Annotated in this window: 19 protein-coding genes and 1 pseudogene; 14 read left to right on the forward strand and 6 right to left on the reverse strand. The window is 61.8% G+C overall.

The annotated features are described in order from the left end of the window. Positions 1-28: 28 nt before the first annotated feature. Complete coding sequence (locus LNV09_RS19425; RefSeq protein ID WP_263558727.1) at positions 29-2,428, reverse strand: catecholate siderophore receptor Fiu; 2,400 nt, start codon at positions 2,426-2,428, stop codon at positions 29-31. A gap of 500 nt (positions 2,429-2,928) precedes the next feature. Here LNV09_RS19425 and LNV09_RS24775 point away from each other — a divergent pair, with 500 nt between their 5' ends. Beyond that, positions 2,929-4,476, forward strand: a complete 1,548-nt coding sequence (locus tag LNV09_RS24775) for a methyl-accepting chemotaxis protein (RefSeq protein WP_318023309.1) — start codon at positions 2,929-2,931, stop codon at positions 4,474-4,476. Positions 4,477-4,592: 116 nt separating this feature from the next. On the opposite strand, the gene LNV09_RS19435 is transcribed toward LNV09_RS24775, so the two are convergent. Together LNV09_RS19435 and LNV09_RS19440 are read right to left on the reverse strand one after the other, a co-directional pair. Next, entirely contained in the window at positions 4,593-5,231 is a 639-nt protein-coding gene (locus LNV09_RS19435) for a 3-oxoacid CoA-transferase subunit B (RefSeq protein ID WP_263558728.1), read from the reverse strand. Between the two features lie 2 nt (positions 5,232-5,233). Then, positions 5,234-5,938 carry a CoA transferase subunit A gene (locus LNV09_RS19440; RefSeq protein ID WP_263558729.1) on the reverse strand — a complete coding sequence of 235 codons (705 nt, stop codon included), beginning with the start codon at positions 5,936-5,938 and terminating at the stop codon, positions 5,234-5,236. A 184-nt stretch (positions 5,939-6,122) separates the two neighbouring features. On the opposite strand from LNV09_RS19440, the gene LNV09_RS19445 reads away from it, so the two are divergent. Beyond that, a complete protein-coding gene (locus LNV09_RS19445) occupies positions 6,123-6,668 on the forward strand; it encodes a LuxR C-terminal-related transcriptional regulator (RefSeq protein WP_263558730.1) in 546 nt (181 codons plus the stop codon). 14 nt (positions 6,669-6,682) lie between these two features. Here the strand turns inward: LNV09_RS19445 and LNV09_RS19450 are convergent, their stop codons facing one another. Further along, the gene (locus tag LNV09_RS19450; RefSeq protein ID WP_263558731.1) at positions 6,683-6,898 is read right to left on the reverse strand and encodes a SlyX family protein; all 216 of its coding nucleotides are present in this window, start codon (positions 6,896-6,898) and stop codon (positions 6,683-6,685) included. A gap of 120 nt (positions 6,899-7,018) precedes the next feature. On the opposite strand from LNV09_RS19450, the gene LNV09_RS19455 reads away from it, so the two are divergent. The 9 genes from LNV09_RS19455 (at position 7,019) to LNV09_RS19495 (ending at position 14,020) form a co-directional block, all read left to right on the forward strand. Further along, a complete protein-coding gene (locus LNV09_RS19455; protein ID WP_263558732.1) occupies positions 7,019-7,459 on the forward strand; it encodes a DUF3667 domain-containing protein in 441 nt (146 codons plus the stop codon). A 196-nt stretch (positions 7,460-7,655) separates the two neighbouring features. Then, the gene (locus LNV09_RS19460) at positions 7,656-7,934 is read left to right on the forward strand and encodes a hypothetical protein (RefSeq protein ID WP_263558733.1); all 279 of its coding nucleotides are present in this window, start codon (positions 7,656-7,658) and stop codon (positions 7,932-7,934) included. Positions 7,935-8,043: 109 nt separating this feature from the next. Next, entirely contained in the window at positions 8,044-8,841 is a 798-nt protein-coding gene (locus tag LNV09_RS19465; protein WP_263558734.1) for a sulfurtransferase, read from the forward strand. Continuing rightward, a complete protein-coding gene (locus LNV09_RS19470) occupies positions 8,838-9,794 on the forward strand; it encodes an alpha/beta fold hydrolase (RefSeq protein ID WP_263558735.1) in 957 nt (318 codons plus the stop codon). Before LNV09_RS19465 ends, LNV09_RS19470 begins: the two co-directional genes overlap by 4 nt. A gap of 73 nt (positions 9,795-9,867) precedes the next feature. Further along, a complete protein-coding gene (locus LNV09_RS19475; protein WP_263558736.1) occupies positions 9,868-10,662 on the forward strand; it encodes a lysine/arginine/ornithine ABC transporter substrate-binding protein in 795 nt (264 codons plus the stop codon). 53 nt (positions 10,663-10,715) lie between these two features. Beyond that, on the forward strand, positions 10,716-11,420 hold the full coding sequence (locus tag LNV09_RS19480; protein WP_263558737.1) for an ABC transporter permease: 705 nt from the start codon (positions 10,716-10,718) through the stop codon (positions 11,418-11,420). Then, the gene (locus tag LNV09_RS19485) at positions 11,417-12,103 is read left to right on the forward strand and encodes an ABC transporter permease (protein WP_263558738.1); all 687 of its coding nucleotides are present in this window, start codon (positions 11,417-11,419) and stop codon (positions 12,101-12,103) included. The genes LNV09_RS19480 and LNV09_RS19485 overlap by 4 nt, the downstream gene beginning before the upstream one ends. Positions 12,104-12,132: 29 nt before the next feature. After that, positions 12,133-13,248, forward strand: coding sequence for a succinylglutamate desuccinylase/aspartoacylase family protein (locus LNV09_RS19490; RefSeq protein WP_263558739.1), 1,116 nt, complete (start codon positions 12,133-12,135; stop codon positions 13,246-13,248). A 1-nt stretch (position 13,249) separates the two neighbouring features. Next, positions 13,250-14,020 (forward strand): ABC transporter ATP-binding protein, encoded by a 771-nt coding sequence (locus LNV09_RS19495; protein ID WP_263558740.1) that lies wholly within the window; start codon positions 13,250-13,252, stop codon positions 14,018-14,020. A 16-nt stretch (positions 14,021-14,036) separates the two neighbouring features. Here the strand turns inward: LNV09_RS19495 and LNV09_RS19500 are convergent, their stop codons facing one another. After that, positions 14,037-14,756 (reverse strand): DUF599 domain-containing protein, encoded by a 720-nt coding sequence (locus LNV09_RS19500; protein ID WP_263558741.1) that lies wholly within the window; start codon positions 14,754-14,756, stop codon positions 14,037-14,039. Between the two features lie 33 nt (positions 14,757-14,789). Beyond that, on the reverse strand, positions 14,790-15,503 hold the full coding sequence (locus LNV09_RS19505) for a pirin family protein (protein WP_263558742.1): 714 nt from the start codon (positions 15,501-15,503) through the stop codon (positions 14,790-14,792). A 147-nt stretch (positions 15,504-15,650) separates the two neighbouring features. Between LNV09_RS19505 and LNV09_RS19510 the strand changes: the two genes are divergently transcribed. From LNV09_RS19510 to LNV09_RS19520, 3 genes and pseudogenes are all read left to right on the forward strand, one after another. Next, complete coding sequence (locus tag LNV09_RS19510; RefSeq protein ID WP_263558743.1) at positions 15,651-16,637, forward strand: LysR family transcriptional regulator; 987 nt, start codon at positions 15,651-15,653, stop codon at positions 16,635-16,637. A gap of 26 nt (positions 16,638-16,663) precedes the next feature. Continuing rightward, entirely contained in the window at positions 16,664-17,593 is a 930-nt protein-coding gene (gene gluQRS, locus LNV09_RS19515; RefSeq protein WP_263558823.1) for a tRNA glutamyl-Q(34) synthetase GluQRS, read from the forward strand. Positions 17,594-17,612: 19 nt separating this feature from the next. After that, positions 17,613-17,957 (forward strand): annotated as a pseudogene (locus LNV09_RS19520) (FKBP-type peptidyl-prolyl cis-trans isomerase); the annotation flags it as partial. Positions 17,958-17,987: the final 30 nt, after the last annotated feature.

Consider the following 17,987-nt stretch of genomic DNA (forward strand, 5'->3'; position numbering starts at 1 on the left):
CCCGCCCTCCTCTTCCGTCTATCCCAGATCAGTACTTGACGTTCAGTGCCAAGCTCATGCTGCGCGGCGCGCCAAGCGTGAAGCGATTGCGCCCGCTATTGACCGAGGCCAGATAGAACTTGTCCGCCAGATTGGCCACATTGAACTGCAGGGCCAAGTTCTTGTTGATCTCGTAAGCCGCCATCGCGTCAAACACCCAGTAGCTCGGGATGCCATCAATGCCGACCACCGGCGCCGCGCCGTTATTGACCTGCGTGGTCTGGCTGGCGGTGTAGCGTGCGCCGCCGCCCAGGCTCAGGCCTTGCATCAGGCCTTCGGCCACGCGGTAGTTGACCCAGGACGTGAAGCTCAGTTTCGGCGTGTAGACCAGTTGAGCGCCGGTCTGCACGTCGACCGCGCCGGGCACGACCGTGACGGCCTCATTGACCTTGCTGTCCATCCACACCAGGCCGGCCTGCAATTGCAAGTTGCTGGACACTGCGCCCGCCGCACCCAGCTCCAGGCCCTTGACCGTCTTTTTGCCGTATTGCGTCACTTCGCCGGTGGCGCTGCCGGCACGCGCCAGCTCGTTCTCGTTTTGCGAGCGGAACAAAGCGGCCGTCAACAGCAACTGCCTGTCCAGCAAGTCCCATTTCGTGCCCAGTTCCAGATTATTGGCCTGCTGTGGCTTCAAGTTAGGTGCGTTGATGCTGACCGCGCCGGTGTCAGAGCTGGGCGTCGCGCTGCTGAGCGCGAAGTTGTCGCTGCCGGGCGGCTTTTGCGAGGTGGCGTAAGACAGGTAGACACTCCCGTTCTCGCTCGGCTTGAACAGCAGACCCAGCTTGCCGCTGAGCAGCGTGTCGCTGTTCACCAAAGCACTGGCCGCGACCGCTGGGGTCGAGGTGGCGGGGATGCTGGTGTACTCGCTGCGGAAGCGCTCGGCGCGCAGGCCGGCGCTGAGCTGCCAGCGCTCGGTGATGTCCAAGGTGTCGAACAAAAAGGCGGCGGCGGTCGTGGTCTCGCCGGCCGTGCTGGCGCCGTTGCGGGTCAGCGGGGCGAACTTGTCGTTGACCGATGGTGCATACAAATTGGCACGATCACCGGCGGTGTTGACATAGGCAAAGCCCGCCGTGTTCTGCTTTTCATGCGTCAGCTCGACGCCGGTGCTGATGTTGTTCTTGAAGCCGGCAATCGTGAAGGCGCTGTTCAAGCTGGTCTGGTTGGCCAGAATCTGGTTGCGCTGATCGCGGCCCAGGCGGCCTCGGCCTACCGTCCAGGCTGCCGGTTTGGCCGCGTCGCCGATGATGGACCAATTGCCGGGCGTGCTGCTGATGATGGTGTTCGTCAGGTTCAGATCCTGCTGGGTGCGGCCAAAGCGCGAGATATTGCGCAGGCTGGTGCCCGGCGCAAAGTCATGCTCCAGCAGCAGGGTCAACATATCGGCTTGCGTGTTGTCGAAATCGTCTTTGCTGCCGTAGAAATTGCTGCGCTCAACCGCCTTGATGCTGGTGGCCAACACGCCGCCCACCGGCGGTTTGGCATTCGCACCAGCCAGATCCTTGAAGATCAGCTGATTGGTCCAGCCCATCAGGCCCACACCGGGGATGCCGCCATCGGGAATTGCATCCTGATCCACATGCAGATAGCTCAGCGTGGCGCGGGTGGCCGTGCCCAGGCCCAAGGTCAAGGACGGTGCCACCCCCCAGCGATTGCGCTCCAGCACATCGCGGCCCTGCACATTGCCACGGTCGCTGAACACATTCAGGCGCAACGCCGCGCCGGGCAAGCCCAGATCCAACTTCTTGTTCAGATCAGCGCTGACACGCACACGGCTGCCGCTGGACACTTGCGCCGAGCCTTCGGCAAAGTCCCGTAACTGCGGCTTCTTGCTGACCATATTGATGAAGCCATTGGGCGAGCCCCGGCCGTTGTCGGCGCCGCTCGGGCCCTTGACCACTTCGACCGATTCGACATTGAAGGTGTCACGGGTGATACCGCCGAGGTCGCGCACGCCGTCCACAAAGATATTGGCGCTGGCGTCGAAGCCGCGCATGAAGACGGTGTCACCGGTATTGGTGTTGCCGTTCTCGCCCAGCGTGAAGGTGATGCCGGGCGTGTTGCGCAGCGCCTCGCTCAAGGACGCTGTGCCCTGCTGCTGAATCAACTCACGGTTGATCACGGTGACGGTCTGCGGCGTGTCCAGCAAGGGCTTGACGAACTTGGGCGATGAGGCTGCCTCGGCCTTGAACTCGTTCTCAACCACGGCCTTGGCCTTGGCGCGCACCACCGGCAGCGCGGTCTCAGCCGAGTCTGCAGTTTGCGTCTGCGCCCATGCGCCGAGCGGCAGCGTTAGTGCCAGCAAGGCCGCGCTGGCGACCGAGTGAGAAGAAGCAGAAGAGGTGAATGAAGTCGGCATGGCCGCGTGCTTGCGGCTCTTGATGAAAGACATTGAGGAACACTCCAGGGATCGAATTGGATTTCTTCGAGCGTGGGCGCGACGCCGCTGTTCTTTTTGCGTGCGCGCCTTACCTGGGGATAGCCTGGGTCTACTCTGCGACAGGCCTAAATGATAACAGTTCTTATTTGCATGTGCAAATTTTTCAGGCCTACAGGTCTTTGTCAAGTTCGGGGCTGTTCGCACGGCTATATGTCCCCGCGCGCGCCGAAACAGCCCAGCTATAAAACCACCCGCGCGCGCAGCGCCCAAACACAGCTTGGGCCCCCTTGATCGGCGAAGCCCCATGGTGTGAAAAATTCCACCCTTGGGCGCTTGATACAAGCGAGCACCCACAGGAAGACTGATTTGCCCCTCAAGTCGTGACCAAGCCCGGCCGAAGAGCGCACATCCGTCGCACCGCTCTCGGCCAAAGTGGCCGGGCAGACAAGCTGCGGCGCCCGCGTATTTTTCGAACCCTAACAAGCCAACTTGCCGGATTTCAAACAAGAAATATGAAGCTCAGTCTGAAACTACCTCTTGCCTTTGTGGCCGTGCTGGCCTTGATGCTAATGGCAGCCTTGTACGGCATCTTCAGCGTCAACCATTCGCTCGACAGTTTCACCCAGACGGTTCAAAGCAGTCATGGCCGGCAGCGCACGCTGAGCGAGCTGACTGTCGGCTTCAAGGTGCAGGTTCAGGAGTGGAAGAACACGCTCTTGCGCGGCAAAGACCCACAGCAACTGGACAAGCATTGGGCCGCGTTTCAAAAGCAGGAGCGCCTGGTCAGCGAGCGAACAGCCAAGCTGCTGCGCGAACTACCCGCCGGCGCCAGCAAAGACTTATTGGCCAAATTCGCGCTCGCCCACCAGTCGATGGGGGACAACTACCGGCTGGGCTACCGCGCCTTCACGACGGCCGACTTTGAACCGAGCGCGGGCGACAAGGCCGTCAAAGGCATGGACCGTGCACCGACGCAATTGCTGGAGGAGCTGGACGCGCAGTTCGCTGCACAGGGCGAGCGCGCGGCCCAGGCGGTCGCGGACCAGAGCGAGCGGGCCATAGGCTTGAGCTTGCTGTTGATGGGGCTGGCCAGTGCTTGCGGCATCGTGGCGGGACTCTGGCTCAGCCGCCATATCGCCAAGCAGTTGGGCGGCGATCCGCTGGAGGCGGCCAACCTGGCGCAAAGCGTGGCGGCCGGTGACTTTGCGCAACGCATCAAGCTGAACTCGGGCGACAGCGCCAGCCTGATGGCGCAGCTGGTCGGCATGATGGGCAGTTTGTCCAGCGTGGTGCACAGCGTGCGCCAGAACTCCGAATCGGTCGCCAGCGCCTCCGCGCAGATCGCGCAGGGCAATATGGACCTGAGTCAGCGCACCGAGCAGCAGGCGAGCGCGCTGGAGGGCACGGCCTTGTCCATCAAGGTGCTGGGATCGGCGGTGGAAAAGAACGCCGACCATGCCCGCGAAGCGAACCGACTCGCCCAAGGCGCGTCAGAAGTGGCCGTCAGGGGCGGCGATGTGGTGGGTCAGGTGGTCGACACCATGAAAGGCATCAACGATTCCTCCAAGCAGATTGCCGACATCATCGGCGTGATTGACGGCATCGCCTTCCAGACCAATATCCTGGCGCTCAATGCGGCGGTGGAAGCCGCCCGCGCGGGCGAGCAAGGGCGCGGCTTCGCGGTGGTGGCCGCCGAGGTCCGCAGCCTGGCGCAGCGCAGCGCCGAAGCGGCCAAGCAGATCAAGACTTTGATAGGCGCCAGCGTGGAGCGAGTCGAGCAAGGCAGCCACCTGGTCAACCAGGCTGGCTCGACAATGAACGAGATCGTCGACGCGATCAAGCATGTCAGCGACATCATGGGCGAGATCAGCGAGGCCAGCCGCGCCCAAAGTGCCGGCGTCTTGCAGGTCGGCCAGGCCTTCGATCTGATGGACCAGGCGACGCAGCAGAACTCGGCCCTGGTTGAGCAAAGCACCGCCGCCGCCGAGAGTCTGCGCATGCAGGCTCAGGCTTTGGTGCAAAGCGTGTCGGTCTTCAAGCTGGCGGGCCTGCCTGTCTAGGTTTGACCCAGTTTGACCCAGCAAAAAGGCCGGCTTACGCCGGCCTTCTCTATTTTCATTTTCTTTTTTTGACTGGCCTGAACAGCGGCCATCAAGCAACGGCAATCAATAACAGCTTAAAGCAGCGGTACGCCCGTCTTGGACTGCACCTGCTCACGCGTGACACCCTCGGCCAACTCGACCAACTGCAAGCCCGCCGGCGTCACGTCCATCACGGCCAGATCGGTGATGATGCGATTGACCACGCCCACGCCGGTCAGCGGCAAGGTGCAGTGCGGCAGGATCTTCATGTCTTCCGTGCCGTCTTTCTTGCGTGCCACATGCTCCATCAGCACGATCACACGCTTGACGCCGGCGACCAGATCCATCGCGCCGCCCATGCCCTTGACCATCTTGCCCGGGATCATCCAGTTGGCCAGATCGCCCTTGGCGCTGACCTGCATCGCTCCCAGGATAGACAGATTGATCTTGCCACCGCGAATCATCGCGAAGGAGTCATGGCTGCCGAAGATCGAAGAGCCGGCGATGGTCGTGACCGTTTGCTTGCCGGCGTTGATCAGGTCGGCATCGACCTCATCCTCGGTCGGGAACGGGCCAATGCCCAGCATGCCGTTTTCGCTCTGCAGCCAGACTTCCTTGTCTGCCGGCACAAAATTGGCCACCAGGGTCGGGATGCCGATGCCCAGGTTCACGTAGAAACCGTCTTCCAGCTCCTGCGCGGCACGGGCCGCCATTTGGTCTTGAGTCCAGGCCATGATCAATCTCCCTTCACTGTCAGAGTGCGCTTCTCGATGCGCTTTTCGGGATTGGCGTTCACCACGATGCGATGCACATAGATGCCCGGCAGGTGCACGGCGTCCGGGTCGATCTCGCCGACCTCGACCAATTGCTCCACCTCTACCACGGTGATCTTGCCGGCCATCGCGGCGGCCGGGTTGAAGTTGCGCGCCGTACGGCGGAACACCAGATTGCCGCTCTTGTCAGCCTTCCAGGCCTTGACCAGCGCCACTTCGGGGCACAAGGCATGTTCCATCACATAGGTGTGGCCATCAAATTCGCGCAGCTCCTTGCCGTCGGCGACGATGGTGCCCACGCCGGTACGGGTGAAGAAAGCCGGGATGCCCGCACCGCCGGCGCGCAGCTTCTCGGCCAGCGTGCCCTGCGGCGTGAACTCGAGCTGCAACTCACCGGCCAGGTATTGACGCTCGAACTCCTTGTTCTCGCCCACATAGCTGGAGATCATCTTCTTGATCTGGCGCGTTTCCAGCAACTGGCCCAGGCCAAAGCCGTCAACACCGGCGTTATTGGAGATCACGGTCAATTCCTTGACGCCGCTGTCACGCAGCGCAGCGATCAAGGCCTCGGGAATACCGCACAGGCCAAAGCCGCCGACCGCCAGCAACTGGCCGTCTTTGACGATACCCTTGAGCGCCGCGTCGGCACTGGGGAAAATCTTGTTCATTGAGCAATCTCCGTTAATTCGTCGGAAGCGTCAGAGCGTACTACGACCCGGCAGCTACAAGGCATACGTAGAATCGCCTAAGTCAATACGCCAGGATTGAGCGTTACGACCCAAGCAGCGCGTCCCTAGCACCGGCGCTTTGACGACTTTTGACCCTTTTCGCCACCCTGAGCCGCCAAAGTACATGCCACTCGACTACCGCACTGCCTTTGAATTGGCGCCGATTGGCCTGGTGCTGTCAGCCAATCGCTTGATCGTCGACTGCAACCAGCAATTGCTCAGCATGTTCGGCGCCGAACAGAATCAATTGGTAGGACGCAGCTTTGAGGTGCTCTACCCCAGCATGATCGAGTTCGAGCGCACCGGCGCTCGGATCATTGCCAGCCTCGATCAAGGGGGCTTTTATGCCGATGACCGGGTGATGAAACGGGTCGGCAGCGGCGAGCTGTTCTGGTGCCATGTGTCGGGCCGCGCCTTGAACCCGGCCGACCCGCATGCGCAAGGCATCTGGAGCTTTGAAGATTTGTCGGCGCATCGCCAACTGAAGGCCGACTTGACCGCGCGCGAGCGTGAGATAGCCGCGCTCTTGATCGAAGGCCTGAGCAGCAAGATGATTGGCCGCCGGCTTGACATCAGCCCACGCACGGTGGACGTGTACCGGGCGCGCCTGATGAAAAAATACTCGGCCGGCTCGACGCCTGAGCTGATCCACAAACTATTGAGCGCTTGAGACTGTATTGGCCGTCAATAATGCGGCGGGAGATCATCCATCAAGCTGCGAAACACCGGCGTGCCTGAATCGGGTGCCTGCTGGCGCAGCTCGGCAACTTCGCGCAGCAGCAAATCGATTTGCGCTTGTTGACGCGTAATGATCAGGTTCAGCTGATCCACCATGTCTTCGGTGAAGCTGGCTTTGATTTCCAGCTCGGTCAGGCGGTGTTCGGTGTTTGTAGAGTCCATGACCGTATTGGACTTCATTCTGAACGGCCTTTGCTGGCCTAGTGTCCACTGCAGGTCTGACTCATCCGAGCAAGTCCGAATCGCTTTGCGGCGCGTCGCGGCTTGATAGCATGCGAGCCCATGTCCGATCCATCGCTCAAAGCGCTGCCAACGACGGCAGCGCCTCACCTGGCCTCGCCTCTCGCTTCTTGCCCCAACTGCGGCAAGGATTTGCCAGTGCCGGCCGAGCCCTTTTGCGGCCGCTGTGGGCAGGAAGTCTTGATCAAGGCACCGACCTTATTGGAATTTATTCAGCATTTCGGCGGCCACTACATCTCCACAGAAGGCGCTCTGTGGCGCAGCTTGCGCAAACTGTGCGAGCCGGGTGCGCTGACCCTGGCCTACTTTCGGGGCCAGCGAAAGTCGTTTGTCCACCCTTTTCGTCTCTACCTCAGCATCAGCTTTATCGCGCTGCTCTTGTTGAAAATATTCAACGGCATCGACGATGCCGCGCTGAACGCGCAGTTGCAGTTCACGCCGGACCTCACGCTCAGCGCCAACTCCTTTTCGATCAAGGTCTAGGGCCAGGGGCGCTTCATCTGCGAGATCAAGGTCAATTGGATTTGCGATCGGCTTCAGAGCAGGATGCAAGTCCCCTCGCTACAGCTAGCGCCAAAGCTGAGCCACGCCATCGCCGAAATGGGAACCCGGATGGGCTACGCCATGTTTGTGCTGGTGCCGCTGTTGGCGCTCTGGCTCAAACTCTTGTACTGGCGCAGTGGCCGCTATTACACCGAACACCGAACATTTGGTCCTGGCGCTGCATCTGCACTGCGTCCTCATCATGCTGCTGCCGCTGCTTCAGTTGACGCGGGCCGACTATCTTGGCGGGCTGTGCCTGTTGCTGGGCTTTGTCTACCAGACCATGACGGTGAAGCGGGTCTTCGGCGGCCCCTATTGGCAGCACGCTTTGAAGGGCCTGCCGCTCTTTGTCGTTCACAGCTATTCGGTGGCTATCACCACCCTGGCGGTCACGCTGGGCCCTTTGCTTTTCTGAGTACCGACTTCACAGCCATTGCAAGGCGAGCGCAAACAGAGTCGGCCGGCAGATTCGATTGGCCCAGTTCAATGCGCTTGGCCGCGCTTGCCTACAATTGCACCCGATCATGCAAACAAGCCTCCCCGTTCTCAATATCTCGTCCTACAAGTTTGTCGGCCTGCCCGATTGCCACGCCTTGCGCGAGTTGCTGTTCGAACGCGCCGTGGCGCTTGAACTCAAAGGCACCGTGCTGCTGGCCGAAGAAGGCATCAACCTGTTCCTGGCAGGCAGCGCCGAAAACGTGCGTGCTTGGGTGACGGCGCTGCAGCAGGACGAAAGATTTGCCGACCTCGCCCCCAAGGAAAGCTGGAGCGCAGCAGTTCCGTTCAAGAAGTTGCTGGTCAAAGTCAAGGCTGAGATCATCCGCATGAACCACCCGGCCATTCGTCCAGACGCGCTGCCGCGTGCGCCGGCGCTGGCACCCGTCACGCTGGCACGCTGGTTGAGCCAAGGCCATGACGACGATGGCCGGCCGGTCGTGACACTCGACACCCGCAACGCCTTCGAGATCGACTACGGCACGTTTGAGGGCGCCATCGACTGGCGCATCCACAAGTTCAGCGAGTTCCCGCAGGCGGTGCAGGATCACCGCGCCGAGCTGATGGGCAAGACCATTGTCAGCTTTTGCACCGGCGGCATCCGCTGCGAGAAGGCCGCCATCTACCTGGAACAGCAAGGCCTGGATGGCCCGGTCTACCAGTTGGAGGGCGGCATCCTGAAGTATTTTGAGGAAGCCGGCGGCGCCCATTACCAGGGCGATTGCTTTGTATTTGACCAGCGCGAAGCCCTCGACGCCGGTCTGCATGCGTCGACCGAAATCTGCCGCCCCGCCAGCGAAGCGCACCGCGCACCAGCAGCAGGATGAGTCGTCTGGCCGAGAGCCTGCTGCGTGCACTGGGCCTGCTCTTGCTGCTGGGCGCTTTTGGCTTTGCGGCCACCAAGGCACCCGACCGCACGCTGGAAAGCCTGATCCAGCGCTGGGCCCCGCCGCCGTCCGAGTTCATTGATCTGAACGGCCAGTTGCTGCATCTGCGCGACCAGGGGCCCAGCGCAGACAAGCTGCCCATCGTGCTGATCCACGGCACTTCGTCCAGCCTGCACACCTGGGAAGGCTGGGTCAAAGAGCTCTCAAAAACCCGCCGCGTGATCAGCTTTGATCTGCCCGGTTTCGGCTTGACCGGACCGGCCATTTCCGGCGATTACAGCGCCGACGCCTACGTCAAAACAGTGCATGCGCTGCTCGACCATTTGCAGCTCGAGCGCGTGGTGCTGGGCGGCAATTCGCTGGGCGGCGAGATCGCCTGGATGGTGGCCGCCGCTGCGCCTGAGCGGGTGGCGGGCTTGATCCTGGTCGATGCCGGCGGCTATGCTTTCACGCCCGAGTCTGTGCCCCTGGGCTTTGCGCTGGCACGTCTGCCGGGCTTGGGCGTCTTGAGCGAATATGCCTTGCCGCGCAGCGTGATCGAGCGCAGCGTCAAAAACGTCTACGGCGACCCGTCCAAGGTCAGCCCCGAACTGGTGGAGCGTTACTACGAGATTACCCTGCGCGCCGGCAACCGCGAGGCGCTGCGTCAGCGCATCAACCAAATGGTCTTGGGCGACCAAGCTGGCCGCATCAAGAGCTTGCGCCTGCCCACTTTGATTCTTTGGGGAGCCAAAGACCGCTTGATCCCGCCCAGCAATGGCCAAGCCTTTGCACGCGATATTGCCGGCAGCCATTTGGTGAGCTTTCCCGATTTGGGACATGTGCCTCAGGAAGAGGACCCACTCACCAGCCTGGCCCCGGTGCAAGAATTTTTAACTACGCTCAAACCCTAGGACTGAAACAGCCATATCCATTGCAAGATATCGGCTTTAGTTCCCATCTCTCTTTCACACTTTTGGAGTAGCCATGCAAAGACGTCACCTGATCGCCATCGCGGCCATCGCCTGCAGCGCCATCGCGGGTTTTAGCGCACAAGCGCAAGCCGCCGACATCAAGAAAATCCGCATTGGTGTCGAGGGCGCCTACCCGCCCTTCTCCGAAGTGGGCAAGGACGGCAAGGTAATGGGCTTCGAAATCGACCTGGCCAATGCCTATTGCGCCGAGATGAAGCTCGCCTGCGAAATGGTGCAGGTGGACTTTGACGGCCTGATCCCCGCCCTGCAAGCGCGCAAGATCGACGCCATCATTGCCTCGCTATCGATCACCCCCGATCGCCAGAAGGCTATCGCTTTCTCCAACGCCTACTACAACACACCGGCCCGCTTTGCCGGCAAGGCCGACGCCAAGCTGGACTTCACCCCTGCCGGCCTGAAGGGCAAGAAGATCGGTGTGCAGCGTGGCACCATCCATGAGACCTACGCCTCTGCGATCTTCAAGCAAAGCGAGATCGTGCGCTACGCGACCCAGGACCAGGCCTTTTTGGACCTGAAGTCTGGCCGTATCGACCTGACCCTGGCCGACTTGGTGGCGATTGATCAAGGCTTTTTGGCCAAGCCGGACGGCAAGGGCTTCGCGCTGATTGGCCCAAGCTACGACGATCCGAAGTATTTCGGCACCGGCTCGGGTGTGGGCATGCGCAAGGCGGACGAAAAAGTCTTGGGCAAGAAGTTCAATGACGCGATTGCGACGATTGCCGCCAACGGTACCTTCAAGAAGCTCAACGACAAATACTTCCCCTACGACCTGGCGCCGAAGAAGTAATTGCTTAGTTTGTTTGTTAGATAGTTAGTTAGTTTGAGATTGAGATAGCGCCGATGGCTTTGCACGGTTTGTTGATTGACTTCCTGCCCAGCCTGCTCGAAGGGGCCGGGGTCACGCTCAGCGTGGCCCTGACCTCGATGACGATGGCGATGACGCTGGGCCTGATGGGCGCCCTGGCTAAATTATCCAAATGGCGCTGGGCGCGCGGCCTGGCCTATCTCTACACCACTTTGATTCGCGGCGTACCCGATCTGGTCTTGATGTTGTTGATCTTCTACGGCGGCCAGATCGCCTTGAACGACGCCTTGATGGCGCTGGGCCACGAAGAATACGTGGACATCAACCCCTATGTGGCCGGCGTGCTGACGATTGGCTTCATCTTCGGTGCCTACCTGACCGAGGCCTTTCGCGGTGCCTTTTTGGCCGTGCCACCGGGCCAGCGTGAGGCTGGCCTGGCCTTTGGCCTGAGCAATTGGCAGATTGCCTATCGCATTACCTTGCCGCAGATGTTTCGCCACGCGCTGCCGGGCTTGTCCAACAACTGGTTGGTGCTGATCAAAAGCACGGCCATCGTGTCGGTGATCGGCCTATCTGATTTGATGACGCGCGGCCAGCAAGCGGCCGGCTCCACTCGTCAGCCGTTCATGTTTTATCTGGCAGTGGCCTTGATCTATTTGCTCTTCACGACCGCGTCCGAGTTCTTGTTCAGCTGGCTGGAGCGGCGCTTCTCGATCGGCGTGCGAAAGAACGCGCTATGAGCCTGGACATCATTTTCGAGAACCTGCCGCTTTATTTGAGCGGCGCCTGGACGACTTTTCAGTTGCTGCTGGTATCGCTGCTGCTGGGCCTGCTGTTTGCGGTGCCGCTGGGCGTCTTGCGCAGCTTTCGAGGCAGCCTTGTCTCGCGCGCGGTCTGGGTCTATACCTATGTGTTTCGCGGCACGCCGATGCTGGTGCAACTGTTCCTGATCTATTACGGCCTGGCCCAATTCGAGTGGGTGCAGCAAAGCTCGCTGTGGCCACTGCTGAGTTCGGCCTGGTTTTGCGCCTGTCTGACCTTCGTGCTCAACACCTGCGCGTACACGACCGAAATCATTGCGGGCTCGATCAAGGCGCTGCCGTCCGGCGAGATCGAAGCGGCCAAATCCATAGGCATGAGCCGCTGGGTGATGTTTCGCCGCATCATCCTGCCCTCGGCGCTGCGCCGCTCGCTGCCGGCCTATAGCAATGAAGCGATCTTCATGCTGCACGGCACTTCGCTGGCCAGCATCGTCACCATTCTTGACCTGACCGGTGCGGCCAGAGTGGTCAATTCGGCCCACTACATTCCCTTCTCGGCCTTCATCACGGCGGCGGTCTTTTATTTCTTGATGACGCTGACGCTGGTGGGCCTGTTCCACAAGGCCGAGGCGCGCTGGCTCAAGCCCTTGATGCCGCGTTGAAGCGCCGACACAAACTTTTCTTGATTCCGATGCAAATCCAAAAACACCTGCTGCTTTCGCCGACGCCCGGCACCCAACGCGAACTGATTTCGCTGCATTACGGCCATGCCGGCGGCCCCAAGGCCTACATCCAAGCATCGCTGCATGCCGATGAATTGCCCGGCATGTTGGTCGCTCATCATCTGCGCCTGAAGCTGAACGCGCTGCAAGCAGCCGGCCGCATCGCGGGCGAAATCATCTTGGTGCCGATGGCCAACCCGATCGGTCTGTCCCAATATGCTTTGCATATGCATCTGGGCCGTTTTGAGGCCACCAGCGGAGAGAACTTCAACCGCCACTACCCCGACCAGATCGAAGCCGCAGCGCTGGCGGCAGAGCCTCAGCTGAACGCCGATGCGGCCCATAACGTGCAGATTTTGCGGCAGGAGTTGAAAAAAGCCGTCAACGCAGCGCTGGCCGATACCGAGCTGAAGTCGCTGCGCCGCACGCTGATGGCGCTGTCCTGCGACGCCGACATCGTGCTCGACCTGCATTGCGACGCGCAGGCCGTGATGCATCTGTATACCGAGACCCCTTGCTGGCCCGAATGCGAGGCGCTGGCCGCTTACCTCGGCGCTCGCGTGACGCTGCTGGCGCAAGACTCGGGCGACAACCCCTTTGACGAGGCCTGTTCGCAGGTCTGGTGGAAATGGGCCCAGCGCTTCCAAGGCCGCTTCCCCATCCCGCAAGCTTGCCTGGCGGTCACGGTGGAGTTGCGCGGCGCAGCCGATGTCGAGCATGGCATGGCCGAGGCGGATGCGCAAAACATCATCGACTTCCTGGCCCACCGCGGTCTGATCAGCGGCGATGTGCCCGCCATGCCGGCAGCCGTGGGCGACGCCCGCCCGCTGGCCGGCTGCATGCCGATCAAAGCGGAGACGGCCGGCTTGCTGACCTTCCTGCGCCAGGCCGGTGAGACGGTCGCCGCCGGCGATGTGTTGGCGCATGTGATCTGCCCGCTGACGGCGCAGGTGAGCGAGCTCAAAAGCCCCGTCGACGGCCTGTTTTTTGCACGCGATTTCGTGCGCTTCGCCAGCGCCGGCATGAAGGTCGGCAAGGTCGCTGGGCGCGAGGCCTTGCGTACCGGCAAATTATTGGGTGCATGAGATGTCCGAAGCCAGTCTGATTGTCGAAAACCTGCACAAACGCTACGGCGACCGGGTGGTGCTCAAAGGCGTCTCCCTGTCGGCAAAGACCGGCGATGTGATCACCTTGATCGGGTCAAGCGGCTCGGGCAAAAGCACTTTTTTGCGCTGCTTGAATTTGCTGGAGCAGCCGTTTGAGGGCAAGCTTTCACTCGCCGGCGAGGAGCTAAAGCTCATACCTGACCGTGACGGCAGCCTGAAGGCCGCTGACGCCAAACAGCTGCAGCGCTGGCGCTCGCGCTTGGCCATGGTGTTCCAGAACTTCAACCTCTGGGGCCACCGCACGGTGCTGGAGAACGTCATCGAGGCGCCGGTTTACGTGCTGGGTGTGCCCAAGGCGGAGGCGATTGCCAAGGCCGAGGCCTTGCTGGCGCGGGTTGGCGTGTCGCACCGCAAAGACGCTTACCCGGCGCAGCTGTCTGGCGGCGAACAGCAGCGCGTGGCGATTGCGCGTGCCTTGGCGGTCGAGCCCGAGGTGATGCTGTTTGACGAGCCGACCTCGGCGCTGGACCCCGAGTTGGTCGGCGAGGTACTCAAGGTGATGCGCGACCTGGCGGCCGAGGGCCGCACGATGATCGTCGTCACGCATGAGATGGGTTTTGCCCGCGAGGTCTCGAACTACACGATGTTCTTGCACCAGGGCCGGGTCGAAGAAGAAGGTGACCCGCGTGAAGTTCTGGTCAGGCCACAAAGCCCGCGTCTGCAGCAGTTCCTCAGCGGCGGGCTCAAATAGCGCTGCTGCCGGCTCTTCAGTTCTTGCCGTCTGAGCGCAAGACCTCCAGCACCTCGGAGCGAAACTCGCGCTGGTAGAGGATGAAGATCACGCCGCCGGTCGCTGCCAAGAAAGCCCAGGGCGAGAAGAACCAGGCGACGACGGCGAATGACAGGTAGTAAGAGCGCAGGCCATCGTTGAAGGTTTCGGCCGCCAGGCCCATCACGCGGCCGGCGCGGTCGGCGAAATCCTCGCGCGAGGCCTCGCCGCGCTCAAAGATAAGGTAATCCGGCGCTGCACCCACCAGCAGCGCGCCGAAGGTGTATTGCCGCATGCTCCAGGTGAAGCGAAAAAAAGCGTAGACAAAGATCGCCGTCAGCAACACCAGCTTGAGCTCGAAAACCAGCTCCGAAGTGCGCGCTGCGAAGGGCAAATCGGCCACCATCGCGGAGGCTTTTTCACCCGCGCCCAACATGGCCAGCAAGCCGCCGATGATCAGAATCGTCGTGGACGCAAAGAAGGACGGGCTAGTGGACAAGTTCTGCACCACCACGCCGTCCACCACCCGCACCTCACGGAACGTGGCCCTGTACATCCAGCGCCAACGTTCCCGGTTGGTGGCAGCCAGCAGCGAGCCATCAAAGTGCGAGCGCCGGCTCGCGAACTTGACATAGGCCAGCCAGCAAGTGAAAAACCCCAGCAAGGCCAACCAATCGATCAAGGGCAAGAAGGCAAGGACTTTCAGCATCTCTTTCATGGGTGGCAAATTGGGGTCTCGGAGCTGCGCATATTAAGCCGCTAAATCAAACACCAGCAACTCGGCGTCCTCGCCGGCTTCAATCAGCAGCTTGCTTTCTTGAGTCAGTTGCAAGGCATCGCCCGCCTGTAGCCGCTGGCCATTGACGCTCAAGCTGCCACGCACCAGATGCACATAGGCGATGCGTCCGGTCGCCAGCGCCAACTCGGCCTGCTCCTGCGCGTCAAACAAGCCGGCATAAAGCCTGGCGTCGGCATTCAGTGTCACCGAACCCTGCTCGCCATTGTCCGAGGCAATCAGGCGCAAGCGACCCCGCTTCTCACTCGGCGCGAAATGCAATTGTTCATAGCTGGGCGCCACGCCGAGCCGGTCCGGTTGAATCCAGATCTGCAAAAAATGCGTGGTCTGCCCCTGGGCATGGTTGAACTCGCTATGGCGCACGCCGCTGCCCGCGCTCATGCGCTGCACATCACCGGGCTTGATCACACCTGGGCCAGATGGTGCATCGCCAATGCTGTCCTTGTGCGCCAGCTCACCGGACAGCACATAGCTGATGATTTCCATATCACGGTGGCCGTGAGTGCCAAAGCCGGTGCCTGCCGCGATGCGGTCTTCGTTGATGACACGCAACGCGCCAAAGCCCATGCGTTTCTCGTTCACATAGTCGGCAAAGGAGAAGCTGTGGAACGACTTCAACCAGCCATGATCGGCATAACCGCGTTGTGATGATTTGATCAGTTCAAGCATTTTGATTCGACTCCTGAGGCTTAACCCACCGCATTGGTAGGCAGGTCTTCACTGTAAAAGCGACGAGCCAGGCCATCGCCCAGCCCGCTTGATGCCACCATTCAAATAAGATGAAGCTCCACGCTCGAATCCAAACCTAAGTACCGCATGCAGACTTCCGAAAAACGCCGTGCGCTGACGCCCGAGGCGCTGATCATGATGGACACCATCGCCCGCAGCGGCAGCTTCGCGGCGGCCGCGCGCGAAATGGGCAAGGTGCCTTCGGCGCTGACCTATAGCGTGCGGCAGTTGGAGGAGGCGCTGGATGTACTGCTGTTCGACCGCCGCTCGCGCCAAGCCGAGTTGACCGCAGCCGGCCAAGAGCTGCTGCTGGAAGGCCGGCGCTTGCTGGTGGAAATTGACGCCGTCGCCAACCGGGTGCGCCGCATCGCCACCGGCTGGGAGAGCGAGTTGACCATTGCCGTCGATGACGCCGTTGCCCGCCGCGCCTTGTTCGATTTGATGGAGGCTTTCTACCAATTGCCGGCTGGGCTGGAAGGCAGCGAAAAGGGGCCACCGACCCGGCTGAAGCTGCGTGTCGAAGTTCTATCCGGCACCTGGGAGGCCTTGATCTCGGGCCAGGCTGACCTGGCCATAGGCACCTCGGCCCAGCCGCCCGGTGCTGCCGTGCATTGCGAAGCGATGGGCGAGATGGAAATGGTCTTCTGCGTCGCACCCCATCACCCCTTGGCTGGTGCTGCGGAGCCCCTGCCCGCGACCACCATGGCCAGCCACCGCATCATTGCCGTGGCCGACACCGCGCGCAGCCTCACGCCAATGACCATAGGCGTGATGCCCGGCCAGGAGGTGCTGACCCTGCCCTCGATGGCCGCCAAGCTTGAAGCCTTGTTGCGCGGCATGGGCTGCGGCAGCATGCCGCTGGAGATGGTGCGCCGCCATGTCGAGGCCGGCCGCCTCGTCATCAAAGAGCTCGCGACGGGCCGGCGCATCTTTCCGCTGCATTACTCCTGGCGTAACACCTCGGCCGCCGGCGGTCAGCCGCCTGGCCGAGCCTTGGCTTGGTGGTTGGAGCAATTGCAAAGTCCGACCACGCGGCGCGCTTTGCTGGAGCAGCATGCCGGTTTGATCTTGTGAGCGCGCTGCAGAGCGATGCATTGGGCATGTACGTCGGCCGCTTTGCCCCCTCGCCTACCGGCCCGCTGCACGCCGGCTCCTTGGTTGCTGCCTTGGCCAGCTGGCTGGATGCACGCGCGCACGGCGGGCGTTGGTTGATCCGCATTGAGGATGTGGACGGGCCGCGTTGCCCGCCCGGCCTTGACCGCGTGATCCTCGATCAACTGGCGCAATGTGGCCTGCACCCCGATGAGCCGCCGCTCTGGCAGTCCGCGCGCGGCGCGCTGTATGAGCAGGCCCTGGCCACGCTGCAGAACAGCGGCTGGGCTTACGGCTGCGCCTGCTCACGCAAACAAATCAGCGATGCGCTGCAGGCGCTGGGCGTGAGCAGCGAACGCCATGGCGAACTGGTCTACCCCGGCACTTGCCGCGCTGGCCTGCAAGGCCGCACAGCCCGGGCCTGGCGCCTGCGCAGCACGGCCGAGTTGGCTGGCACGCAAGACCTGACCCTAACCTGGCATGACCGGCGCCTGGGCGCGCAGACGCAGAACCTGAGCCGGGAGGTCGGCGACTTTGTGCTCAAACGCGCCGACGGCCTGTGGGCCTATCAGCTCGCCGTCGTTGTTGACGACGCAGCCCAGGACGTTACCGACATCGTGCGCGGCGCCGACCTGGCCGACAACACACCGCGCCAGATCAGGCTGCAGCAGTTGCTCGGCCTGCCCACCCCGCGCTATCTGCACACGCCGCTGGTGCTGGGCGCCGACGGCAACAAGCTGTCCAAACAAAATGGCGCGGCAGCGCTTGAGCTCCGGGATGCTGCATTGGCCCTGCGTTTGGCAGCAAGCTCGCTCGGTTTGGCGATCGAGGGCCAGACCGTGGCCGAGGTCTTGGCGCAGGCCGTCACGGGCTGGCGAGTCGCATTTGGTGGCATGATGCCGGCCACGGAACCGGCGAATTTACCGGCACGGCATTAACACAGGAAGGATTTTCAACATGATCACCACCCCAAGCGGCCTGCAGATCGACGACACCGTTGAGGGCACAGGCGCGGTCGCCAAGTCCGGACACGATGTGTCGGTGCATTACACCGGCTGGTTGTTCAAAGACGGCGTCAAAGGCGTCAAGTTCGACTCCAGCAAGGACCGCGGTCAGCCCTTCAAGTTCGAACTCGACGGCGGTATGGTCATCCGGGGCTGGGACGAAGGCGTACAAGGCATGAAGATTGGCGGCAGCCGCACCTTGGTCATTCCTCCCGAGCTGGGCTATGGCGCACGTGGCGCCGGTGGCGCGATTCCGCCCAATGCCACGCTGATTTTCGAAGTCGAGCTGCTGGGCTTAAGCGGCGGCGAAACTGCCGTCGAGCTGAAC

Origin of the sequence: Paucibacter sp. B2R-40 (genome assembly GCF_025717555.1) — a bacterium.
In the GTDB taxonomy this organism is placed as follows: Bacteria; Pseudomonadota; Gammaproteobacteria; order Burkholderiales; family Burkholderiaceae_C; genus Paucibacter_A.